Raw genomic sequence first — 20367 nt, 5'->3', positions numbered from 1 at the left:
CAGAAAAACCGGGCCGCAGCTGCGCGCGGCCCGGATGTTCGGCGGTTACTCTTTCACCACACCGGTGGCGAGCGTGTACTCATCCGTGCGGGCAACGTATTTCAGGCCAGCTTTGGCCGCCCAGGTGTTGACCTGGAAATGCGTCGGAATGATCGCTGCGTTGTCGATCGCGCGCTCGGTTGCCGCAGCCAGAAGATCCTGACGTTTGGCATCATCCACAGTGCGCAGCGCCTCTTCGATCAGCGCATCGGTCTCCGGGTCGGAGTGGCGGCCACGGTTGGACGAGCCGAACCCTTTGTCACTGTCAAAGGTGTGGATCAGCGATTTCAGCGGAGAGGAGGCCTCCCCCGATCCCGCACCCCAGCCCACGAGGATAAAGCTGAACTCGGGCAGGTCCCCGTCCGCACCACGAGATGCGCGACCGAAATAGACGGAGCGTGGCATCGTCTCGACGGCGGTCTTGATGCCAACGCGTGTGAGCATCTGCGCAACTGCCTCCGCAATCCGCGCATCGTTGATATAGCGGTCGTTCGGCCCGTGAATGGTCATCTGGAACCCTTCAGCATAGCCCGCTTCGGCCAGAAGCGCCTTGGCGCCTTCTGGGTCATAGGCCACCACGTCCAGATTGTCGGAAACGCCAAAGAAGCCTTCCGGCAAGAGTTGTCCGGCGGGCAGGGCAACCCCCTCCATCACACGCTCGACAATGGCATCACGGTTGATCGCCATGCTGATCGCCTTGCGCACGCGCACATCCATCAGCGGGTTCTTGATGTCCCCGCCGTCCATCGCCTTCACAAACGGCGAGTTCTCGCGGAACTGGTCCATGTGCAGATAGATGACGCGGTTCGACACGCCCTGGCTCAGTTGGACCTCGTCTTTGCCTTCCAGCGTCGCAATGTCCGTGGTCGGCACAGCCGCGATCATATCCACATCACCGGCGAGCAGCGCGGCAACACGGCTCGGCCCGGAAGAGATGGGTCGGAATTCGACCTCGGACCAGACCGGAGCCTCACCCCAATAGTCCGCGTTGCGCTCCACCACGATGCTCTCACCCGGCGTGTAGCTGACGAATTTGAACGGGCCGGTTCCGATGGCTGCGGTTCCGGAATTGAACTCTTCGGTGGTCGCACCGCACCCGGTTTCGTCCGAGATGATGCGGATGGTCGAGATGTCATTGGCCATCAACGGATAGGGCTCGGCGGTTTTGAAGTGCACCGTGTAATCGTCGATTTTCTCGACGGTTTTGCCCTTCAGGTAGGTGCCAAAGCTCGACGGAGAGTTCGGCACATTCGGCGCACGCTCAATGGTGCAGACCACATCATCAGCGGTGAAATCGCTGCCATCGTGGAACTTGACGCCCTCACGCAGCTTGAATTCCCAAGTCAGATCATCAACCGCCTCCCACGACACTGCAAGGCCGGGCATCAGACGCTGCCGTTCATCCTGATCGACCAGGCGATCAAAGATATGCAAAGTCAGCGCATTGTTGGGCCCAAGATTGTGGAAATGCGGATCCATGGCCGTCGGCTCGGATGCAAGGCCGATGGTCAGTTTTTCGGCGGATACGGCACCGGCGCTCAACGCCAAAAGGCCGGCGGCGACAGCTGTCGCAGCTCTCATCTTTTTCATCAAATGACTCCCTGTCAATTTTGAGAATGGCACAGCCGAATCTGGCGCCCGGTCTTGCCCCAAGTTCAAATGCTATCTACCAATAAAGTCATTGCCAACACTCTAGGCTATGCGATTTTGCATAGCTCAAGTCAGCTCTGAAGGTGGATCGGACGTGTTCGGACGGGAAAAATCACGCATATGACAGAGCATCGGCACAGATTGCGCGAGCTGGAATCGCTGCGCGCCGTTGTCACCACTGGCACCACAACCGGCGCTGCGCGGCGTCTGGGCATCTCGCAATCGGCTGTGAGCCGCGCCCTGACCCAGCTGGAAGCCCGGGTGGGGCATGCCCTCTTTGTCAGAACCTCCGGCCGGATCGAGCCAACAGTCGAAGCGCTGCGCCTGAATGACAAGCTGGACCCGATTTTTGAGACGCTAGCGCAGATCGAAGGCGCGGATTGGGCGGCGCAACAGGATGAACCGCTGCGCCTGATCGTCCCGCCGACGCTGGCGCATCACTTTGTCATTGGGCGTGTCGCCAGCTTTCTGAAGGCCAATCCCGGAAAACGTCTGCAGCTGGACATCCAGGCCACCGATGTGCTGGTCGCCGGCATTCTGGACCTGCGATACGATCTTGGGCTGACCAGCGCGATGATCCAGCGCTCAGGTGTGAACCTGATCCCCTGGCGTCGCAGCAAGGTGGTCTGCGCCATGCCCAAAGGTCACCCGCTGGCGGCCAAGCGCATCATCACGCCCACCGACCTCGAAGGTGTCGAGCTGGTCGAATTCCTGCGCCGTCTGGGCACGCGATCCATCACCGAGCAGATTTTCGCCCGCGCGGGTGTGCGCCCCGTTCAGGTGGCCGAAACCGCGACGAATATGGCCGCGCTTGAGCTTGTCCGCGAAGGGCTGGGGCTGACGCTGATCAACCCCTTTCCGCTGCTTACAACAGGCATGGAGGGTATCGAGATCCGCCCATTTGACGCAGCGATCTACTACAACACCGGCTTTGTTGTACCTGCGGGCCGCCCGGTGACGCAGCTGGCGCGCCAATTCATGCGCTATGTCAAGCTGACAACACCGCCAGACAGCTATTCAGAGCCGATATGATGGGCTGGGGCTCAGGGCCAGACTGTGTCGGGATCCATCGGATAGTTCGGGCGCGGCACATGCGTCAGCGGCCAGCGGTCATGGACCGGGCTGGTCAACCCGGCGGTGTCCACCTCAAAGACCTGCTCCGGGGAGAACCAGGCCGCAAAGCCAGCGCGGAAATGGCCACGGGACTTGACAACAACTGTTCGCGCTCGTCCCGGATCGAGACCCATCATGTGAAAGAACACCGGATCAGCGGTCTGGGTCCGGTCGGTGATGACCACAACAGTGATGCCGTCGATCCGCAAAGCCGCCGACGGCCCGAGGGTGAGCCGTCGCCCCGCTGTCATCCCGCGCTCTCCCACAACATTGCCATCGTGCAGCGCGACAACTTCGGCCTCCGCCTCGAAAGGCTTGTCCCATTGCTCCCAAGGGACATCCAGGTCAGAGGATCGATTGAACACAGCCCGGAAATGCCCGCCCACGCCCATCTCATGCGCCTCCGAAGCGAGCTCCGGATCGCAGATCGAGCCAAACAGGCAGTCGGTCACTCCGGCCGCATGAACGGCCGCAAGAAGCTCCGTCGTGCGCCCAGACCCACCACCACCGGGATTGTCGCCTGCGTCGGAGAAGATCACCGGCGCGGGGGATGCCATGGCGCGCGCTACCGCCTCTTCCACCGTGGTCAGGCTGCGCACGAACTGATGCCGCGCTGCCCATGCCAGCTGCGCCAGTTCATCAGCAAGCCCGGTCGCGATGGCCTTGTCGTCCCGCGCGGTCACGACAATGCTGAGACCGTTGTCTGGCACGTCGGAAAACAGGAAATTTCCAAAGATCGAGACATTCAGGATCTTGCTCCGCAGCTCGGCCTGCCTGCGCTGCCCGACGTCAATCAACGTGCCGTAAGGGGCCTCACCACTCAAAAGCGCGACCGACGCCGGAACCAGCGGCAATTTCACATGCGCGATCTGGGGCCGCTGATCACTGGCAAGACATCGGCGGAGCGAAAAGGCCGCTTCCTCGCCGCGTTCAATCTGATCCACATGCGGGTTGGTGCGGTAGCCGACGATCAGGATATCCGGCCCGACCACCTCCCGAACCCGCGCCATCAACGCCCCATCCAGGTCAGGGTCGTGCTCGGCAACCATCGCCCCGTGGTTGCAAATATAGACAGCATCAACAGGGCCGGCCACGCTCAGGGCGGCCTCCGCCTCCGCCACGATCTGGTCAAACACGCTTTGTCGGACAGGGCCGGCGGGATGGCTTGCAGCAAGAATGCAGGGCACGGGCTCCCAGGGGCCGGTCGCATCCATCGCGCGCACGAAGGCCGCAAATTCGGTGGCGAGTTTTGGGGCGGTTTGCCGCGCTTCCACCATCAGCGCAGGGCCGGTGAGCCAGGTGAGCGAGGTGAAATCCTCCGCCTCCGCCGGTTTTGCATAGCGGTTCGATTCAAGAACGGCGCCAAGCAGCGCAACCCGGGGCAGTGTCATGCGATTGCCTTTTTCAGATCAGCACAGTGTTGAAGGAACACCATGAGATGAGCCGGATCAACATCCCAAATGACTACCCCATCGAGATCACGCTTCCAGATATCGAACCTTATGCGGCGGGCAACACGGGCATTCCATTTGTCTGGCGGTTTGAGGCGGAGGCTCCGGGGCCAAACGTGATGGTCAGTGCGCTGGTGCATGGCAATGAGCCCTGCGGTGCCATCGCGCTCAATTGGCTCTTTCAGCAGAACATTCGACCGTCAGCAGGCACGTTGACCCTGGCCTTCATGAATGTGGAGGCCTATCGCGCTTTCGACCCCCATGATCCGAACGCCACGCGCTGGTTGGATGAAGACATGAACCGAGTCTGGGATGCCGCTGTTCTGGACGGCACGCGTACAAGCCGAGAGTTGCGACGTGCGCGGGAGATACGCCCGCTGCTCGATGATATCGACGTGCTCTTTGACATTCACAGCATGCAGCACGTCGCCCCACCACTGATGATGTCGGGCCGCCACCCGAGGGCGAAAGACCTAGCCACCAAGATCGGGGTGCCGAAGCGCGTCGTCGGTGATGCAGGCCATGCTGCTGGACGCAGGATGCGGGACTACGGGGCGTTCGATGATCCGGCAGCGACAAAGACGGCCTTGTTGATCGAATGCGGCCAGCACTGGGAAGCCAAAGCCGCGCCGCTCGCGATCGAAGCGACCCTGCGATGTCTGGTGGCGACCGGGACCTTGCCACCGGACCGCTTGGACGCCTACCCCGAGCCCGTTCCGCAGATGTTTTTTACAGTTACCGAAGCCGTGACCATCGAGAGCGATGGCTTTCAGTTTGCCAAACCCTTTACAGGTGGTGAGATCTTCGCGGAAGCGGGGACGTTGATCGGTCATGACGGGGATCGCGCCATCCTTACGCAAACGCCCGACACGATGCTGGTGATGCCGTCCAAACGCCTCTGGAAGGGGCAGACAGCAGTCCGCTTGGCTGCGCCAGATCCACGCTGAAACACCCTATCAGGAACAGCGGTGTTCAGCGCTTGCTGCGCAGAGAGAGTCATCCCCTCGTCGGCGCAGAATCAAAGGCGCCAAACGACAGATGTGCGCCAGTCGGCGGATAAGGATCGGCAATCAGAGAAACCTGAAATGGCCATAACCTGGGGGGCGATAGTCGTCGCTCTCGCCTTTTTTGTTGCTAATTATTCGACAGGGCGCACACAAGATCGGCTGGAGAACCAGATACGGGACATTAAATCCACTAATTTTGAGGTTTTTGCGCATTTCTCAGGGGGATCTGGAAGTCAAATGATCCCCGCACCGTGGTTTGGGAACCGTTTGGAGCAACAGGACATAGGGCAGAAATCTCCGCCACAATGTGCATCTCTGTGCATTTGTGAGGAAGGCCAAGCCGCAAAATAGAATTGGCGTCCAGCACTTTGGAAGAACGGTCGCTTTTGCGATGCGCAGCAGCGCTTGCATGCGCCTCGCTCGGCCACCTCAGATGCAGGGTTGGAGTTGGTCTTTCAACTCAGAAATAGCTTCTGACCAGACTGCCCGCGATCAGGCTCCATCCGTCGGCGATGACAAAAAAGGCCAGTTTGAAGGGGAGAGAAACAATGACCGGCGGGACCATCATCATCCCCATCGACATCAGAATGGCTGCAACCACGAGATCAATGATCAGGAATGGCAGGAAAATCAGAAACCCAATCTGAAACGCGCGCGATATCTCTGACAACAAGAAGCTTGGAACAAGTACAGACAAAGGGGCGTCGGGCGTTGGGGTTGCATCAATTGTGTCGGCCCGAAGCTCCGCCATTGCGAAGAACGTATCCGGATCCAGCCGACTTGCCATGAACACCCTGAATGGCTCAAGCGTCCGAACAAAAGCCGTTTCAACATCAATGAGATTGTCGTTGAGGGGCATGATTCCATTTGACCAAGCTTCGGTAAAGACAGGCTCCATAATGAAGTAGGTCAGGAACAGCGCCAGGCTGACAATGAGCATGTTTGGCGGGGATTGCTGCAGGCCGATCGCCTGCCGCAGGATCGACAAAACGGTCACCAGGAACGGAAAGCACGTCACCATGATTGCCAGACCCGGCGCCAGGCTCAGCACCGTGATGAGGGCAAATAGCTGAATCGTCCGGGCGCTTATGGATCCGTCATCCGCCAGGGAAAACGAGAAATCCTGTGCCACCACCAGATCGGGTGACACCACAAACAAAAGCGCGAGAAAGCCCGCCAGTAGATGCGACGTTCGCATGAACCTTCAGTGGCCAGACTGCAGATCAACGATTTCAGTCAGCCGGACCACAAGCTGCCCGCTGGCATCATCGCCGTCTTTTTCTTCCAACATGCCCCGCGCGATCAGTCGGTCGCCAACGTAAAGCTCGACCGGATCGTCTACAGACCGATCAAGCGGTAGGACCGCATTTTCGCCCAAGGCAACCAGATCCCGGATCAATGGTCGCGCCTTGCCAACACAGACGCTCACCTCGATCGGTACCGATGTGAACGGATTGCTGGTTTCGGCCGCCGGGCTCCGGTCTGCGGACAGATCATCCATGGAGGGTCTCCTGCTCTGTTTCGTGGAAAAAGGCTGTCATGGCGTCGCGGACACCAGACAGGACAGCCTGCAGATCTATATTGCGTTCCTCATTGCCGATCCGGACAAAGGCTTGACCATCAGCAAGGGACGGTTCGACTACGATCTCGAAAGGCGCTTTAAGCCGATCTTCGGCCAGCGACTGGACAGCCTCCAGATTGGATTGCGCCACAACAATTTCGACAGGTTGAGATGCGGCGTCCTTTAGCGGATCCATCAACTGTTCGACGATCTGTGGAGCCAAGGCGCCTCGCGCTACCTCTGGCAGAATCTTGTCTATGATGTCGGTAAGGATCGGTTGGACCGACAATGTGAGTTTGGACAGTGCTTCATGATAGCTAAAGGACATATCCTGCAGATTTTGACCGAACTCCGCGCTGACCTTCGACACGGAATCCGACTGCGCCTTGACCGCGTCATCCCATCCAGCCTGATAGCCCTTCTCGAAGGCTTCGAGTTGCTGGTCCTCTGTCAAAGCAACGTTGACCGGGCTTTCTACCGGTTCCGGTTCGCTGGGCTGGTTGAAGTTCTTATACCTGTGCGACAGCGACATCAGGCATTTTCCTCCTTGTCCTCGAGCCAACTCCGGAGGATTTCGACGGTCTCTTCTTGCCGCTCTCCAATCATGGCTCTAAGACGCTCGACAGGATCATCAGACAGCCCGCCAGCCATCGGCAGTTCTGGGAGAGCGCCGGGGTCATCCGATGCGAAACCCGAGATCATTGGTAGCTCTGGCAAATCAAAGTCGTCTGCTGTCATATCATCTGCACCGGCAGCGATATCTTCATCCGCAGTTCCGTCTGGCAGAAGGGCCAGCTCATCTTGCCCGTCCGTAAGCGCCGGCTTGGTCAGCAGTGGACGCACCACAAACAAACCTAGAATGATGGTCACAAGCGCCAATACAGCCATTTGGATCGCCGACATCAAGTCGAGGTGAAGCCCATCAAGAAAGGACGTACCAGCGGCGGTGCCCTGTGGCGATACACTTTGCAACGCCATGGATTTGATTGTGATAATGTCACCGCGGGATTCATCGAAACCAACGGCCGAGGCAACCAGATCCCGAAGCGCTTCGAGCTCAAGCTCATCTCGCGAAACGAGCTCCTGAACGCCGTTTTCGCCTTCCACAGTCACATCGTTGACCAAGACAGCGACGGTCAGCCGCTTGATGGCCCCCGGAACCCGCACAATCTCCCTTTCAGTTTCAGAGACTTCATAGTTTACCCGTTCCCGGGATTCAGAGTTTTGGGAAGACGAGTTTTCACCGTTTCCGCCTTCTTCATCCGGCAAATTCGACGCCACGGTCACATCGCCACCACCAGCTTCAGTAGACGTGTTGTTACGCTCTTCCGTATCCGTGCTGATCGCGACCCGTCCCTGAGGATCAAAGATTCGCTCTCTGATGGCTTCACTTTCAGTGACCGTGTCGACGCTGACTTCGACAACGGCATTCCCAAAGCCAACCCGCGCCTCAAGCAGACGCTGAACCCGGTCCCGCAAGACCTGGGCCTTATCATCTGATCCAGCCGGCGCCACTTCGTCCACAGAATTGATCAGGGCACCGTTTGCATCAATGACAGCGACATCTTCTGAAGCAAGCCCGGCTACGGCGGAAGACACAAGGAATCGGATCGCCTTGGCTTGCTGTGGGGTCACCGCCCCTCCGGTCGGGGTCACAGATACGGATGCCTTTGGCGTGACACCCCGTTGAAAGGGATTGGACCCCGTGCTGGCGATATGAACTCTCGCCATCGCGACATGCGGACTGGAAACAATGGTCCGAGCCAGCTCTCCTTCTTTCGCACGCCAATATGCCGCATCGAACATCTGCGATGTGGTGCCGAAGCCAGAGAGGTTATCAAGTAGCTCGTAGCCGCGATTCGAATTCGCTGGCAAGCCTTCACTGGCCAAGGTCATGCGCAGTTGATCGCGATCTTCAGCCGCGACAAAAATCGACCCACCGCGCACTTCAAAGGCCGCTCCACGCTGTTCCAGAGCTCGAACAACCTCACCTGCCGCGCCATTTTCAAGGCCCGCATAAAGAAGTGTCATGGATGGCGCGGAGGCCATGCGTGACATCGCCAGGATGCCGACAAACATGGCGACTGTCGCGACGATCACAATAATCTGACGACGCAAATCAAGCCCCGTCCACGCATTCAATAACTGCTGCACAACCGCCTCCGTGGAGCTGAACGTTCTATTCAGCGATGCCAACAGCAATGAACGATCTGGCTTAACAATCGGTTAGTGCAATCGCGTCTATAACAATTTTCGTAACCAAGAACGGGAAGCTCATGACAGACGCAGCTATCATTGAAGACGAAGTTGAACCAAAATCGTCGAAAATGCCTTTAATTCTTGGCATTGTGCTTCTTCTTGTCGGTGGTGGAGGTGGTTTTTATGCGACATGGAGCGGGTTGCTGCTTGGTGGCGAATCAAAAAAACCCGCCGCCGAAGAAACGAAGGCAGAGGACAAATCTCCCGTCATAGAATTTGTCGCAATCGAGCCGATCACGGTCTCGTTGCCGCAAAGCAGCGCGCAGGATCATTTGCGCTTTCGCGCTGAGCTGGAGGTGGCTGCCGGATATGCTTCGGACGTCGAGGCGATGTTGCCCCGGATCATCGATGTTCTGAACAGTTATCTCCGCGCGGTTGAGATGAATGATCTCACCAGCCCGGCCGCTCTGACACGTTTGCGAGCGCAGATGTTGCGACGGGTCCAGGTGGTCACCGGACCCGAGCAAGTCAAAGATCTACTCATCATGGAATTCGTACTGAACTAAGGAGGGTGATATGGAACTGATTGCAGATGTTTTGTTGGCCGCTGGCGCGCTTGGGGCGGGGATTTACTGCCTGGTTCTTGGGCGCAGACTGAATCGTTTCAACGATCTTGAAAAAGGTGTGGGTGGAGCGGTGGCAGTTTTGTCCGCTCAAGTCGATGACCTAACCAAGACACTGTCGGCAGCGCAATCTACAGCGGCGAACTCCGCAGATACCCTGACTGATCTGACAAAACGCGCAGAAGACATGTCGCGCAAGCTTGAACTGCAGATGGCATCTCTGCACGACGTCCCTGATGTCCCAAGGCATCAGGAACCGGCTACCCAACCGCGACCAGTTGCGCCGGCGCAGCCTGCCAATGAACCCATGTTTGTGCGGCATCGTGGTGCGGAGGCACACCAGTGAAGTACGTGACATTCCTCTCTCGCGGCACTGGACGCGGCTCCATCTTGTTGATCGCTGGCCTCCTCGTCGGTTCGGCGGTCATTCGTATTGGCATAGGTGCGGGGCAGGCTGTGGCCACCGAAAATCCCTCCGCGGTAGTGGAGGTCGCGGCAAACAAGGCGGACATGCCAGATACCGAGGCCCCATCTGACGATAGGGAACGGATGTCAAAGATGCTGCAGTCTTTCCAGGCACGGGAGCAGCGGCTTGCGGAACGGGAAGAGCAGATTGAGATGCGAATGAAGGCACTCTCGGTTGCAGATGAGGAGATCGAAAGGCGGCTTGCGGCACTTCAGGGTGCAGAAGATTCGCTGCGTGATTTGCTGGCGCTTGCGAACACGGCAGCCGAAGATGATCTGGCCCGACTGACATCAGTCTACGAAAATATGAAGCCCAAAGACGCCGCGGCTTTGTTTGAGCAAATGGAGCCCGTTTTCGCGGCCGGTTTTCTTGGTCGCATGCGGCCAGAGGCGGCGGCTGGAGTCATGGCCGGCCTCTCTCCACAGGTGGCCTATTCGATTAGCGTCATAATGGCTGGTAGAAACGCTGATGTGCCTAAAGGCTAGCGGCGCAGAGGCTTTCTTAACTTCCTTTTGCGACAGTACAGCGGCCAGCTACTGAGGGTTGAAGATGATCGGAATCATTGGAATCGTGGTTGTTTTTATCATGGTTTTCGGCGGCTATCTTGCCGCTGGAGGCAAGATGGGAATCATTTTCAAAGCCTTGCCGTTTGAGATGACGATGATTGGCGGCGCTGCCGTCGGCGCTTTCCTGATCAGTAATGATTCATCGGCGATTAAGCAGACGGCGCGGGACATGGGTAAAGTCTTCAAAGGTCCTAAATGGGCGCATGATGACTACAAAGATCTTCTTTGCCTCTTGTTTGAACTTATCCGATTAGCGCGCCAAAATCCGGTGGCGATTGAAGAGCATATTGAGGCACCGGACGACTCAAACATCTTTTCCAAATATCCAAAGATTCTTCAGGACCGAGAAGCCATTGCACTGATCTGCGACACCATGCGGTCGGCATCGATGAACTACGACGATCCACATCAGGTGGAGGAAGTTCTGGAAAAACGCATGGAAGCGAATATGCACCACGCGTTGCATTCAAGTCACGCCCTGCAGACGGTGGCAGATGGTTTGCCGGCACTTGGAATTGTTGCCGCCGTTTTGGGCATCATCAAAACTATGGGTTCAATCGATCAGCCGCCCGAAGTCCTTGGCAAACTGATCGGTGGCGCTCTGGTCGGTACCTTCCTTGGTGTGTTCTTGGCATATTGCTTTGTTGGTCCGTTCGCTGCCAAAGTAAAGACCATCACGGAAGAAGACGGCCATTTTTATCAGCTTATTCGCGAAGTTCTGGTGGCCAATCTTCATGCCCATGCCACCAACATTTGTATCGAAGTCGGGCGGCAGAATACGCCCTCTCATTGCCGCCCCAGTTTCTCCGAGCTGGAAGATGCGCTGAAGTCCGTCAAACAAGGTGCCGCATGATTCGCATAGCGGCGTTCGCAAGCATACTTGGCTTGTCTATTGGCGGGACAGTTGCGGCTGAACCAATTGTTGTCCGGTCCGGCGATCACAACGGTTTTACCCGCCTTGTCTTGCGGTTGCCCCAGGACAGCACCTGGCAGCTTCAGGAAGAACCAGGCCTGAAGACAATAGAAATTGTCGAACATGATACCGGGTTCGACACAAGCCGGGTCTTTAACATCATTCCTCGCGATCAGCTGGTGGCAGTGCGAAGCTACCCTTCGCGACTGGAACTCGAACTGGCGTGTGCATGCGAAGCAAGGACGTTCGTTGAGAGAGGAAACTTCCTTGTTGTCGATATCATCGACGGCCCACCTTTGCCACCACAGGCTGCAGATCGACCCAATCGCTTCATCTCAGCGCGCCCAGCCTCGCGTTTTAACTTTGGTGATTTGCTCTGGTCTGATTTTCCCGGATCGGAAACGAACGCGCGGGCAGAGGATCAAGGCGCGCTCGAAACAGAAACAGTCTCGCGCGAGCCTCGCGCTACCCTATCGGAGGCGCAAACTGCCTTGGTCGACGCAACTCGGGATCAACTCCTGCGCGGCGTCGGAAATGCTGCATCGCGAGGCATTCTGGAACCCGCAACACCCAATCTGGATGCTCTCCTCGAAGACGCAACACCTGCTCCTACGTTGGAGATTTTTGACTCCTCCGAGACAGAAGTGAACGTCGCGCCTGCCGACTACGGCAACATCCGCGTAACAACGAGCCGAGATAGTCCAACAAATACGACGGCGAACAGCGGTCTGATGACCTCGGGCGCCGTTTGCCCAGAACCGGATCGCGTTGCAGTGCCAAATTGGGGCGGTGATTTGGATCTCCATAGTCAAATCGGCACCCTTCGACGCCAGCTTTATTCGGAAACTGACCGATTGAATGCGGAAGTCGCCATCAAACTGGCCCGGCTCTATATCTACTTTGGTTTCGGCGCCGAAGCCAAACAAACCCTTAGTCTCTCGGAAGCCCTTACATCAACTCACCCCGAACTTGTCGATTTGGCTGACATCATGGAGCATGGCTACGCGCGCAACCCTCGTTTCGTTCATCGGTTTTCCGATTGCGCCTCGCCGCTGGCTCTCTGGGCTGCGATGGCTGCTCAAACCTTCCCTGCGGATCAGGTTCTGAACGAGCAAGCAACACTGCGCGCTCTGGCAAGCTTACCTTCGCATTTGAAGCGTTTTATCGCGCCAATTCTGAGCAAACGACTTGCAGACCATGGAAGCCTCGACTCCGCAGCGATTGCTCTAAGAAATATTGAATGGGATCAATCCGGAGAGACAGCAGGCGCGCAGCTCGCCGAAGCCAAAATCGAAAATAAATCGGGAAACTCTGAAACCGCAGAAAGTATCCTATTGAATGTGATAGAGACAAATACAGCGGAGACTCCTCAAGCCACAATTGCCCTTATTGATACTTTGGTGTCGGAGGGGGAAACGGTCCCGGCAGATTTGGCTTTATTGGTTGAAACCTACGCCTTCGAAAATCGCAAAGGCCCGCTGGCAAAAGAGCTTCTCCGCGCGCATGTAATTGCATCGGCATATTCGGGTCAGTTTGAAAAGGCGTTTCAGGCGTCGCAAAGTGAAATCTCTCACGGTGACGATGACCTTCTGGCTGACATGCAATCCCACATCTTCGTGGCGCTATCGAGACTTGCAGACGACATCTCGTTCTTAGACGGTTTTTTCGATCATCTTCCCTCGTCCCCGTCCAGTCTAACACCCGCCGCAATCGAAGGTGTATCAAAACGCCTGCTGGAGCTGGGGTTTCCAAACGACGCAAACGAACTGATGTCCTCGGTCCCTGTTGGGAAGCAAGGCGATAGACACAAGCTCACTCAAGCCGAGATCTATCTGGCGCTAGATCAACCGCAGGCCGCAATAACAACCCTCGCACTTGTACGCGATGAACCCGTTGAAGATCTGCGTGCAGAGGCGTTGCTGCAACTAGGTGAAAACAGAGAAGCATTCGAAGTATTTCGCTCCATCGATGCAGAAACTGAGGCAATTCGATCTGCATGGCTTGCGGAAGAGTGGATCGAGCTGCTCCCCTCCGAAACACCGGTCCTCGGTGAAATTCAGTCGCTCGCGCGCGAGACCATCGCACCGCTCAATGCCGCCGACGGTATGTTGGAAGCCGCCATCGCAGAAGTCGAAAACAGCGGTAACGCCCGAGAAACATTGGAAACTCTTCTCCAGAGTGTGGCTGTACCCCGCTAAAGCCGAGCTTAGAATCTGAAAAGTGAGCCTAGTTACTTAAAATAAACTTCGAATAAATACTTTTGGCACATCGTCGAATGAGGCCATCAGGAGGGGTAGAATGCCCGTGATATTTTCATCTTCGGTGCTTCGGCACACTGTCTGGCCCATTGTTCTTGTAACCGTAATTCTTTCGAAACCAGTCATAGCCCAAGCCCGCGCCGAACATGTAAATATCTGCGATCTCGCAGCTGAACAAGTTGCAAGCGAAACCGGCGTCCCTCTTTCGATCTTGAAGGCGATTTCAAGAACAGAAACCGGACGAGAGAAAAATGGTCGGCTTGAACCTTGGCCCTGGGCAATAAATGCGGCTGGAAAAGGTCTTTGGCTCGCATCAAAGTCCGCGGCGATCAATGAGGCACGCAGGCGACTGAGCGGAGCAAGTCAGAACGTGGATATCGGCTGCTTCCAGCTGAACTACCGTTGGCACGGCGGCGAATTCTCCACTCTGGAACAAATGTTCGACCCGGTCACAAATGCGCGCTATGCAGCCAAGTTTCTGAATAGACTTTTCGATGAAAAGGGAAATTGGATGCGCGCGGTGGGGGCCTATCACTCTCGCACGCCCAAGCATGCGGTACGTTACAAGCGACGGTTCTCCGAAATTCATACGCAGCTGGACGTTGAAACCACCAGCGCTAGACCAGCCGCAAAGGTTGTGCAGAAACAAAGCAATCAGTTTCCCCTTCTTCGCCGATCCGCTACGCAACCTCGTCTCGGTTCGCTTGTGCCCCTTGGACACGAAACCTCGCGCGGCGGACTACTTCGGCAAACCGGAGGCATTTGATTATGCAGAACCTGACGGTCAAAGCCCTCTTCAATCCCACAATCATGCTGGCCATCGCGCTTATGGCGGTCATCGTCATGATGATCCTGCCGATGCCTGCCTGGGTTCTGGACGTAGGCCTTGCCGCATCATTTGCGTTGGCCATTCTGATCTTCACCGTCACCCTTTTTATCGAGCGACCACTTGATTTCTCGGCGTTTCCGACGATTCTCCTTGCATCCCTCATGCTCCGGCTATCGTTGAATGTTTCATCAACCAAGCTGATCATCGGACAGGGACATACCGGAACAGACGCGGCTGGCGATGTCATTGAGGGCTTCGCTCAATTCGTCATGGGTGGTAGTGTCTTCTTGGGGCTCGTCGTCTTCTGTGTTCTTTTGATTGTCAACTTCATGGTGATCACAAAAGGCGCCACGAGGATGGCTGAGGTTGGCGCTCGGTTTGCTCTTGACGGGATGCCGGGGAAACAGCTCGCAATCGACAGCGACATGTCCGCTGGTGCGATCACACACACAGAAGCCCGTGAGCGCCGCGAAAGGGAGCAACAGGAAACAACGTTTTTCGGGTCACTGGACGGTGCCTCCAAATTTGTGAAAGGCGATGCCGTCGCTGGCCTCTTGATTACACTCCTCAATCTGGTTGCTGGGTTGATCATGGGGATCGCAGTGCATGACATGCCGCTTGGTCAAGCCTTTGAAACTTACGCAATCCTGACGGTTGGTGACGGCCTGGTGTCGCAAATACCGGCGGTTGTAATTTCGATTGCATCAGCGCTTTTGTTGGCGCGCGGGGGAGCACAGGGCGCAACCGATCTGGCGGTCTTCAGCCAGCTAACCAAGCATCCGGCAGCCATTGCAACCGTCGCCGGGTTGATGGTGCTCTTTGCCTTGTTTCCAGGCCTGCCATTTGCGCCATTCATTGCTGGGGGCGGTGCCTTAGGCGGGCTCTCCTATTGGCTGTACCGAAAAACGAAGACCACGGCTGCTGACGACGCGCATGAGCCAAATGACACCGAATTGCCAAAGGAAAAGCCGCTTGGCGACATTCTGGAACTCGACGACATCCATGTGGAATTCGCCGCCAATCTCGTCAATATGGTGCTGGATCCGGGAACCGGGCTCGACGCGCGCATCTCCAACATGCGAACACATGTGGCATCTGTTTATGGCTTGATTTTGCCAGAAATCCGGTTGACCGACAACGCGGCCCTGCCAGCCGGGACGTATGTCTTGCGCATCCAGGGCGTCGAACAAGCGCGCGCGTTTCTCAATCCAGATCAGATACTGGCTCTTGTCCCAGAGGACGCAGGCAGCCTTCCCGACGGTCACGACACGACCGAACCTGTCTATGGCGCGCCCGCCCGATGGATCAATGCGCGCGACCAAGAGCAAGCGTCGCTCGACGGGCTGACACTTGTGACACCAGCGGAAATACTGGCGACGCACCTTCTCGAAACCGTCAAACGAAACTTCAGCCGATTGCTCTCTTTGAAATCGCTAAGACGTTTGCTGCAGGAGATGACCAACGTATCAGATCCGGGGCGCGCGGATGCAAATCGCAAACTGCTCGATGAGATGATACCGGACAAAGTCCCGATTGATGTATTGCACGCCGTTCTGAGGCTGCTGCTTGACGAGCAGGTTTCCATTCGAAACCTGCCACTCATTCTCGAAGCGACAGCCGAAGCGCGTGGGCAAAATGCGCAACCTGAAGCGATCTGCGAGCATGTACGTCAGAGGCTTGGATTCCAACTGATCGCCGATATGAAGCGGGAGGATGGAACCTTGCCGTTGGTCCAACTCGCGCCGGAATGGGAAGAGACATTCAATACGTATCAAGTCGATGCAGACCGAGGCTTGGACATTGCTTTGCCACCCGAATTGTTCAATCAGCTGGCCGACAACATGTCTGAGAAACTTCAGGCCGCCAGCGAGAACGGCATAAACGCAGCAATCGTCACCAATACGCGGCGCCGCAGATTCCTGCGAACAGTGATGCGCGCCAAAGGGATCAACAACCCCGTTCTGTCATTTGAAGAGATTGGCCTTGATGCACGACCGTCACTGGTGGGTGTTGTCGCGGCATGAATGGACTCGGACAGCTGGTACCATTGGTCAATGATGCGCTCTGGCATGGGTTCGTCATTTTTCTGCGCGTGTCCGCGATCACAGCCATGCTGCCGGGCTTTGGTGAACAATCAGTGCCAGCGCGGATAAAGCTCATTGTCGCCATGGCCTTTACGCTGATTGTCGCCCCAATCATCTCTACGGTGCCGCTGCCACCGAGCTTCGGTGATGTCGCCTTTCTGACCATGACCGAAATCCTCTCCGGTCTCGCCATAGGCATTGGCATTCGCCTGTTTCTTTTAGCCCTACAGACCGCAGGGACAATTGCAGCGCATGCGACCTCACTATCTCAGGTGCTAGGCGGCGCGGGCGTCGACCCCATGCCGGCCATGGGCTATGTTTTGATCGTTGGGGGCATCGCCCTGGCCGTAATGTTGGGATTGCACGTCAAAGCAGCGGAGTTGATCATCCTCTCCTATGACGTCTTGCCGATAGGTCGGTTCACAAATGCATCCGTATTGTCCGACTGGGGCGTTTCACAGGTCGCACGCGCCTTTACCCTCGCCTTCACACTGGCTGCACCGTTCATTGTTCTTTCGGTTCTCTATAATGTGGCCCTGGGCGCAATCAACAAAGCGATGCCGCAGCTGATGGTCGCCTTTGTGGGCGCGCCGGTTATCACTGCCGGAGGGCTTTTCCTTCTTCTTATGTCCGCTCCTTTGATCTTGTCGGTTTGGTCACATGCTCTGGACAGTTTCCTCGCCAATCCTTTCGGACGACCCCAATGAGCGATCAGGCCGACAGTAGCGACAAGAGCTATGAGGCCACGCCTCAAAAACTGATCGACGCACGGAAAAAGGGCGAGATCGCCCGATCTACAGAAATGCTGACGGCCTGCGCCTACGCAGGCCTTCTGCTGGCCTTCATCGCGGCCGGTAGCGGTGGGCTAATCCATCTCGGGACCACGATGATGGTTCTGATCGATCAGCCAGAGCAACTTGCCGCCATCTTCTTTGGTGGCGCAGCAGCAGCTCCCGCCGAGGGTATCTTGCGCGACATACTATGGTCCATGTCACCGATATTCGGGCTTCCGGCACTTGCCGTTCTTCTCTGCCTCTTCGCCATGAAGAGTATCGTTTTCGCGCCCACCAAAATCAAACCAAAACTATCCAACATTTCCATTTTATCGAATGCAAAAAACAAATTCGGGCGCCGTGGGTTATTCCAATTCGCGGTCAGCTTCGCAAAACTTCTAATTTACTCCGCGTGCCTGGCCATCTTCATAAATGTCCGCATGGACGATATGGTAGCGGTCTTGCAGACCAATCCGCGCATTGTGGTATCCCTATTGGCCGAGATCTGCCTGTCGTTTCTTTTGGTTGTGGTTATTGTGTCCGGCGTGATCGGGGCAATTGATGCTGTCTGGCAACACTTCGAACACCTTCGCAAAAACATGATGTCCCGCAAGGAGATCACGGACGAGACGAAGAACAACGAGGGTGATCCGCACATGAAGAACGAAAGACGTCAGCGGGCCCAAGAAATTGCGGGCGCACAAATGATGGCTGATGTCCCGACTGCTGATGTAATCATTGTTAACCCAACGCACTACTCGGTTGCCTTGAAGTGGGATCGCAAGCCAGGTCAGGCGCCCGTTTGTGTGGCCAAGGGCGTCGATGAAATCGCGCTTCGCATTCGGGAAATCGCGACTGAGAACGATGTACCAATACACAGCGATCCACCAACAGCTCGCGCGCTGCACGCCACAACGAATCTGGGCGATGAGATTTCACCTGAACACTACAAGGCCGTAGCTGCGGCGATCCGCTTTGCAGAAGCCATGCGCCAAAGAGCCAAAGGACGCATTTGATGACACCGCAAGACGCACGGAAATTGCAGATTCTTGCAGATATCAAGTATCGTACCCGTCGGCAGCGCCTACAAAAACTCGTCCAGAAGGAAAGTGCAATCCGCTCTGACCTTGCAAAACTAGGACAACAAGCGAAAGAGGCGGACAGGGCTTCGGATAAAACCATGCAGGCCATCGGTGCAGATGTGATCTGGCAAGCTTGGCTTGGAAAATCCAAAACAGCATTGAACATGAAGCTTGCCCTCATTCTGGCGGAGAAAGAACAGCATCTCAGCCAGGTTCGGCGGGCGTATGGAAAAGTGCTCGTAAGCGGAGAAATCGCTGACGCCGTTTCATCACATCAACGGTCAGCCTCGATCAAATCGGATCTAGACAAGGTCATTAGTGTGGCAGTTCAACGCACCAGTGGATCAAAGGTTTCTCGATAGGTGTAAACACATGCACTCGGTTGGCTTCGCTCTCGAAGCAGGCCAACCTTACTGCGATTTCGGAGGCCGAGGCGACTAGGTGAACGAAATGACGTCAATCTCCCAGTCTCAGGGCGTGGCAGCCACTAGATCGCGGCTAGGGTCATGACCGATTGATTTTGGTTGATCGACATGCTTCACGGCTCGAAATGAGCGGTGAACATGTTTGATCTTTTCTGGCTGACCGATGCGCAGATGGCGCGTCTTGCCCCCTTCTTCCCCAAGGCCCATGGCAAGTCACGCGTTGATGACCCTTGACCGGCAGGCGATCTGCAAAGCAGATCTGCCGAGAGGGGGCGTGTGTTGAGCGGGATTATCTTCATCAATCGCAATGGGTTGCGCTGGCGTGACGCGCCTGCTGCCGATGGTCCGCACAGTTGAAGGGGAGCGTGGCCCCAGTGGGGCCGCGTCAGCCCCGTGCAACACCCGCGACGGGGTTTCTTCGTCTGCTATATCTTCGATGCGGCCCCGAAGTTAGATATGGCTTCGATGGAGTATCCGCTTTTCACGCTCTCGACTAAGCCCGACATGACAACCAGACGCTATGAGCGTGAACGGAAACTGGCTTGAGCTGAAACCGTCTAGAATTGGCCGCGCGACTGTCTTTGATCGTGATATCTTTATCTATTGTATCAGCCAGTGCATGGCCGCGCTCAATGAGGGGCGGCAGGTGCTCCGGACAATGCGCTTTTCAGCCCATGATCTGCTAAAAGCTACCAACCGCAACACCAGCCGACGCGGCTACAAGCTATTCAAAGACGCACTCGATAGGCTGCGCAATACAGGTATTGAAACCAACGTCACTACGGGCGGCGTTGATACGCCCATGCATCCCCGGTCGAAAACAGCGGAAGAAAACCGTCAAGTACCCCTCTCGTGACATTGCTGCGCAATGCACTGCCGGGCAATGGACAAGCGCCGATACAAACGGCGCAACCGGATCGAGATCATGTTCGGCAGGCTCAAGGATTGGCCGTGTATGGCAATCCGATATGACAGATGCCCAAAGGTCTTTCTGTCGGCCATCGCCCTAGCGGCAATCGTTATCTACTGGCTATGAGTCCTGAACCTAGGATGACTGCACTGGCTTTTGGGGCGGATAACGCAAAGGATCACGAGAGGTCGCCGCGAGGCGGCCTCTTTGCGTAATAAGTGCAGCCCAGAATCCATGCTCTGGTGCAACACGCGGATAACATCCGTCATGCCATCAGAGCGCCTGAAGAAAACGAAGTGACGCCCCACAGGGTACTTTAAATACCTATCGCGAATATCGACGTCCCGCCCCTGCTTCTGACCAGAAGCCAGTTCTTCAATCGTATCCATGATCTGGTCATAGTAGCGGTTCGCCTGAT

At 56.4% G+C, this 20367-nt stretch carries 19 protein-coding genes and 3 pseudogenes; 15 read left to right on the top strand and 7 right to left on the bottom strand.

The window, feature by feature from the left end; translation table 11 throughout:
* Nucleotides 1–45: 45 nt before the first annotated feature.
* Entirely contained in the window at nt 46–1629 is a 1584-nt protein-coding gene (locus tag So717_RS06765) for an ABC transporter substrate-binding protein (RefSeq protein WP_159975445.1), read from the bottom strand.
* Nucleotides 1630–1809: 180 nt separating this feature from the next.
* Between So717_RS06765 and So717_RS06760 the strand changes: the two genes are divergently transcribed.
* Nucleotides 1810–2721 carry a LysR family transcriptional regulator gene (locus So717_RS06760; RefSeq protein WP_238840701.1) on the top strand — a complete coding sequence of 304 codons (912 nt, stop codon included), beginning with the start codon at nt 1810–1812 and terminating at the stop codon, nt 2719–2721.
* Between the two features lie 11 nt (nt 2722–2732).
* Here So717_RS06760 and So717_RS06755 read toward each other — a convergent pair whose 3' ends face one another.
* Entirely contained in the window at nt 2733–4193 is a 1461-nt protein-coding gene (locus So717_RS06755) for a M81 family metallopeptidase (protein WP_159975444.1), read from the bottom strand.
* A 47-nt stretch (nt 4194–4240) separates the two neighbouring features.
* On the opposite strand from So717_RS06755, the gene So717_RS06750 reads away from it, so the two are divergent.
* Nucleotides 4241–5200 carry a M14 family metallopeptidase gene (locus tag So717_RS06750; protein ID WP_159975443.1) on the top strand — a complete coding sequence of 320 codons (960 nt, stop codon included), beginning with the start codon at nt 4241–4243 and terminating at the stop codon, nt 5198–5200.
* Nucleotides 5201–5720: 520 nt separating this feature from the next.
* Here the strand turns inward: So717_RS06750 and fliP are convergent.
* From fliP to fliF, 4 genes are read right to left on the bottom strand one after another with little or no spacing between them, the layout of a single operon-like run.
* The gene (gene fliP / locus So717_RS06745; protein WP_159975442.1) at nt 5721–6458 is read right to left on the bottom strand and encodes a flagellar type III secretion system pore protein FliP; all 738 of its coding nucleotides are present in this window, start codon (nt 6456–6458) and stop codon (nt 5721–5723) included.
* Nucleotides 6459–6464: 6 nt separating this feature from the next.
* Nucleotides 6465–6761, bottom strand: a complete 297-nt coding sequence (locus So717_RS06740; protein WP_159975441.1) for a FliM/FliN family flagellar motor switch protein — start codon at nt 6759–6761, stop codon at nt 6465–6467.
* Nucleotides 6754–7353 carry a FliH/SctL family protein gene (locus So717_RS06735; protein ID WP_159975440.1) on the bottom strand — a complete coding sequence of 200 codons (600 nt, stop codon included), beginning with the start codon at nt 7351–7353 and terminating at the stop codon, nt 6754–6756. Before So717_RS06735 ends, So717_RS06740 begins: the two co-directional genes overlap by 8 nt.
* Entirely contained in the window at nt 7353–8975 is a 1623-nt protein-coding gene (gene fliF, locus So717_RS06730; protein WP_159975439.1) for a flagellar basal-body MS-ring/collar protein FliF, read from the bottom strand. The genes So717_RS06735 and fliF overlap by 1 nt, the downstream gene beginning before the upstream one ends.
* A 122-nt stretch (nt 8976–9097) precedes the next feature.
* Here fliF and So717_RS06725 point away from each other — a divergent pair, with 122 nt between their 5' ends.
* The 13 genes and pseudogenes from So717_RS06725 to So717_RS22205 form a co-directional block, all read left to right on the top strand.
* A complete protein-coding gene (locus tag So717_RS06725) occupies nt 9098–9586 on the top strand; it encodes a flagellar basal body-associated FliL family protein (protein WP_159975438.1) in 489 nt (162 codons plus the stop codon).
* A gap of 10 nt (nt 9587–9596) precedes the next feature.
* Nucleotides 9597–9989, top strand: coding sequence for a hypothetical protein (locus So717_RS06720; RefSeq protein ID WP_159975437.1), 393 nt, complete (start codon nt 9597–9599; stop codon nt 9987–9989).
* On the top strand, nt 9986–10594 hold the full coding sequence (locus So717_RS06715; protein ID WP_238840699.1) for a MotE family protein: 609 nt from the start codon (nt 9986–9988) through the stop codon (nt 10592–10594). The genes So717_RS06720 and So717_RS06715 overlap by 4 nt, the downstream gene beginning before the upstream one ends.
* Before the next feature lie 64 nt (nt 10595–10658).
* On the top strand, nt 10659–11528 hold the full coding sequence (motA, locus tag So717_RS06710) for a flagellar motor stator protein MotA (protein WP_159975436.1): 870 nt from the start codon (nt 10659–10661) through the stop codon (nt 11526–11528).
* Nucleotides 11525–13786: a hypothetical protein gene (locus So717_RS06705; protein ID WP_159975435.1), complete on the top strand. Its 2262-nt coding sequence runs from the start codon at nt 11525–11527 to the stop codon at nt 13784–13786. The genes motA and So717_RS06705 overlap by 4 nt, the downstream gene beginning before the upstream one ends.
* Nucleotides 13787–13886: 100 nt before the next feature.
* On the top strand, nt 13887–14612 hold the full coding sequence (locus So717_RS06700) for a lytic transglycosylase domain-containing protein (RefSeq protein ID WP_159975434.1): 726 nt from the start codon (nt 13887–13889) through the stop codon (nt 14610–14612).
* Between the two features lie 2 nt (nt 14613–14614).
* Nucleotides 14615–16699, top strand: coding sequence for a flagellar biosynthesis protein FlhA (flhA, locus tag So717_RS06695; RefSeq protein WP_159975433.1), 2085 nt, complete (start codon nt 14615–14617; stop codon nt 16697–16699).
* Nucleotides 16696–17466, top strand: coding sequence for a flagellar biosynthetic protein FliR (locus tag So717_RS06690; protein ID WP_159975432.1), 771 nt, complete (start codon nt 16696–16698; stop codon nt 17464–17466). Before flhA ends, So717_RS06690 begins: the two co-directional genes overlap by 4 nt.
* Nucleotides 17463–18548 carry a flagellar type III secretion system protein FlhB gene (gene flhB, locus So717_RS06685; protein WP_159975431.1) on the top strand — a complete coding sequence of 362 codons (1086 nt, stop codon included), beginning with the start codon at nt 17463–17465 and terminating at the stop codon, nt 18546–18548. Before So717_RS06690 ends, flhB begins: the two co-directional genes overlap by 4 nt.
* The gene (locus So717_RS06680; protein ID WP_159975430.1) at nt 18548–18976 is read left to right on the top strand and encodes a hypothetical protein; all 429 of its coding nucleotides are present in this window, start codon (nt 18548–18550) and stop codon (nt 18974–18976) included. Before flhB ends, So717_RS06680 begins: the two co-directional genes overlap by 1 nt.
* Before the next feature lie 201 nt (nt 18977–19177).
* Nucleotides 19178–19390, top strand: a pseudogene (locus tag So717_RS06675) (transposase); the annotation flags it as partial.
* Between the two features lie 169 nt (nt 19391–19559).
* A pseudogene (locus tag So717_RS22210) lies at nt 19560–19772 on the top strand (replication initiator protein A); the annotation flags it as partial.
* A 61-nt stretch (nt 19773–19833) separates the two neighbouring features.
* Nucleotides 19834–20075: pseudogene (locus So717_RS22205) on the top strand (transposase); the annotation flags it as partial.
* Here So717_RS22205 and So717_RS06660 read toward each other — a convergent pair.
* Nucleotides 20063–20338 carry a type II toxin-antitoxin system RelE/ParE family toxin gene (locus So717_RS06660; RefSeq protein WP_238840697.1) on the bottom strand — a complete coding sequence of 92 codons (276 nt, stop codon included), beginning with the start codon at nt 20336–20338 and terminating at the stop codon, nt 20063–20065. The pseudogene So717_RS22205 and the gene So717_RS06660 overlap by 13 nt on opposite strands.
* Nucleotides 20339–20367: the final 29 nt, after the last annotated feature.

It is taken from the genome of Roseobacter cerasinus, assembly GCF_009811755.1.
GTDB lineage: Bacteria > Pseudomonadota > Alphaproteobacteria > Rhodobacterales > Rhodobacteraceae > Roseobacter > Roseobacter cerasinus.
The sequence above is the reverse complement of the archived record's forward strand: the minus strand, read 5'-3'. Positions and strand labels throughout refer to the sequence as shown.

Coding starts and splice junctions, on each gene's coding strand:
- So717_RS06765 (WP_159975445.1), bottom strand. CDS start 1,629: ATGAAAAAGATGAGAGCTGCGACAGCTGTCGCCGCCGGCCTTTTGGCG.
- So717_RS06760 (WP_238840701.1), top strand. CDS start 1,810: ATGACAGAGCATCGGCACAGATTGCGCGAGCTGGAATCGCTGCGCGCC.
- So717_RS06755 (WP_159975444.1), bottom strand. CDS start 4,193: ATGACACTGCCCCGGGTTGCGCTGCTTGGCGCCGTTCTTGAATCGAAC.
- So717_RS06750 (WP_159975443.1), top strand. CDS start 4,241: ATGAGCCGGATCAACATCCCAAATGACTACCCCATCGAGATCACGCTT.
- fliP (WP_159975442.1), bottom strand. CDS start 6,458: ATGCGAACGTCGCATCTACTGGCGGGCTTTCTCGCGCTTTTGTTTGTG.
- So717_RS06740 (WP_159975441.1), bottom strand. CDS start 6,761: ATGGATGATCTGTCCGCAGACCGGAGCCCGGCGGCCGAAACCAGCAAT.
- So717_RS06735 (WP_159975440.1), bottom strand. CDS start 7,353: ATGTCGCTGTCGCACAGGTATAAGAACTTCAACCAGCCCAGCGAACCG.
- So717_RS06725 (WP_159975438.1), top strand. CDS start 9,098: ATGACAGACGCAGCTATCATTGAAGACGAAGTTGAACCAAAATCGTCG.
- So717_RS06720 (WP_159975437.1), top strand. CDS start 9,597: ATGGAACTGATTGCAGATGTTTTGTTGGCCGCTGGCGCGCTTGGGGCG.
- motA (WP_159975436.1), top strand. CDS start 10,659: ATGATCGGAATCATTGGAATCGTGGTTGTTTTTATCATGGTTTTCGGC.
- So717_RS06705 (WP_159975435.1), top strand. CDS start 11,525: ATGATTCGCATAGCGGCGTTCGCAAGCATACTTGGCTTGTCTATTGGC.
- So717_RS06700 (WP_159975434.1), top strand. CDS start 13,887: ATGCCCGTGATATTTTCATCTTCGGTGCTTCGGCACACTGTCTGGCCC.
- flhA (WP_159975433.1), top strand. CDS start 14,615: ATGCAGAACCTGACGGTCAAAGCCCTCTTCAATCCCACAATCATGCTG.
- So717_RS06690 (WP_159975432.1), top strand. CDS start 16,696: ATGAATGGACTCGGACAGCTGGTACCATTGGTCAATGATGCGCTCTGG.
- flhB (WP_159975431.1), top strand. CDS start 17,463: ATGAGCGATCAGGCCGACAGTAGCGACAAGAGCTATGAGGCCACGCCT.
- So717_RS06680 (WP_159975430.1), top strand. CDS start 18,548: ATGACACCGCAAGACGCACGGAAATTGCAGATTCTTGCAGATATCAAG.
- So717_RS06660 (WP_238840697.1), bottom strand. CDS start 20,338: ATGGATACGATTGAAGAACTGGCTTCTGGTCAGAAGCAGGGGCGGGAC.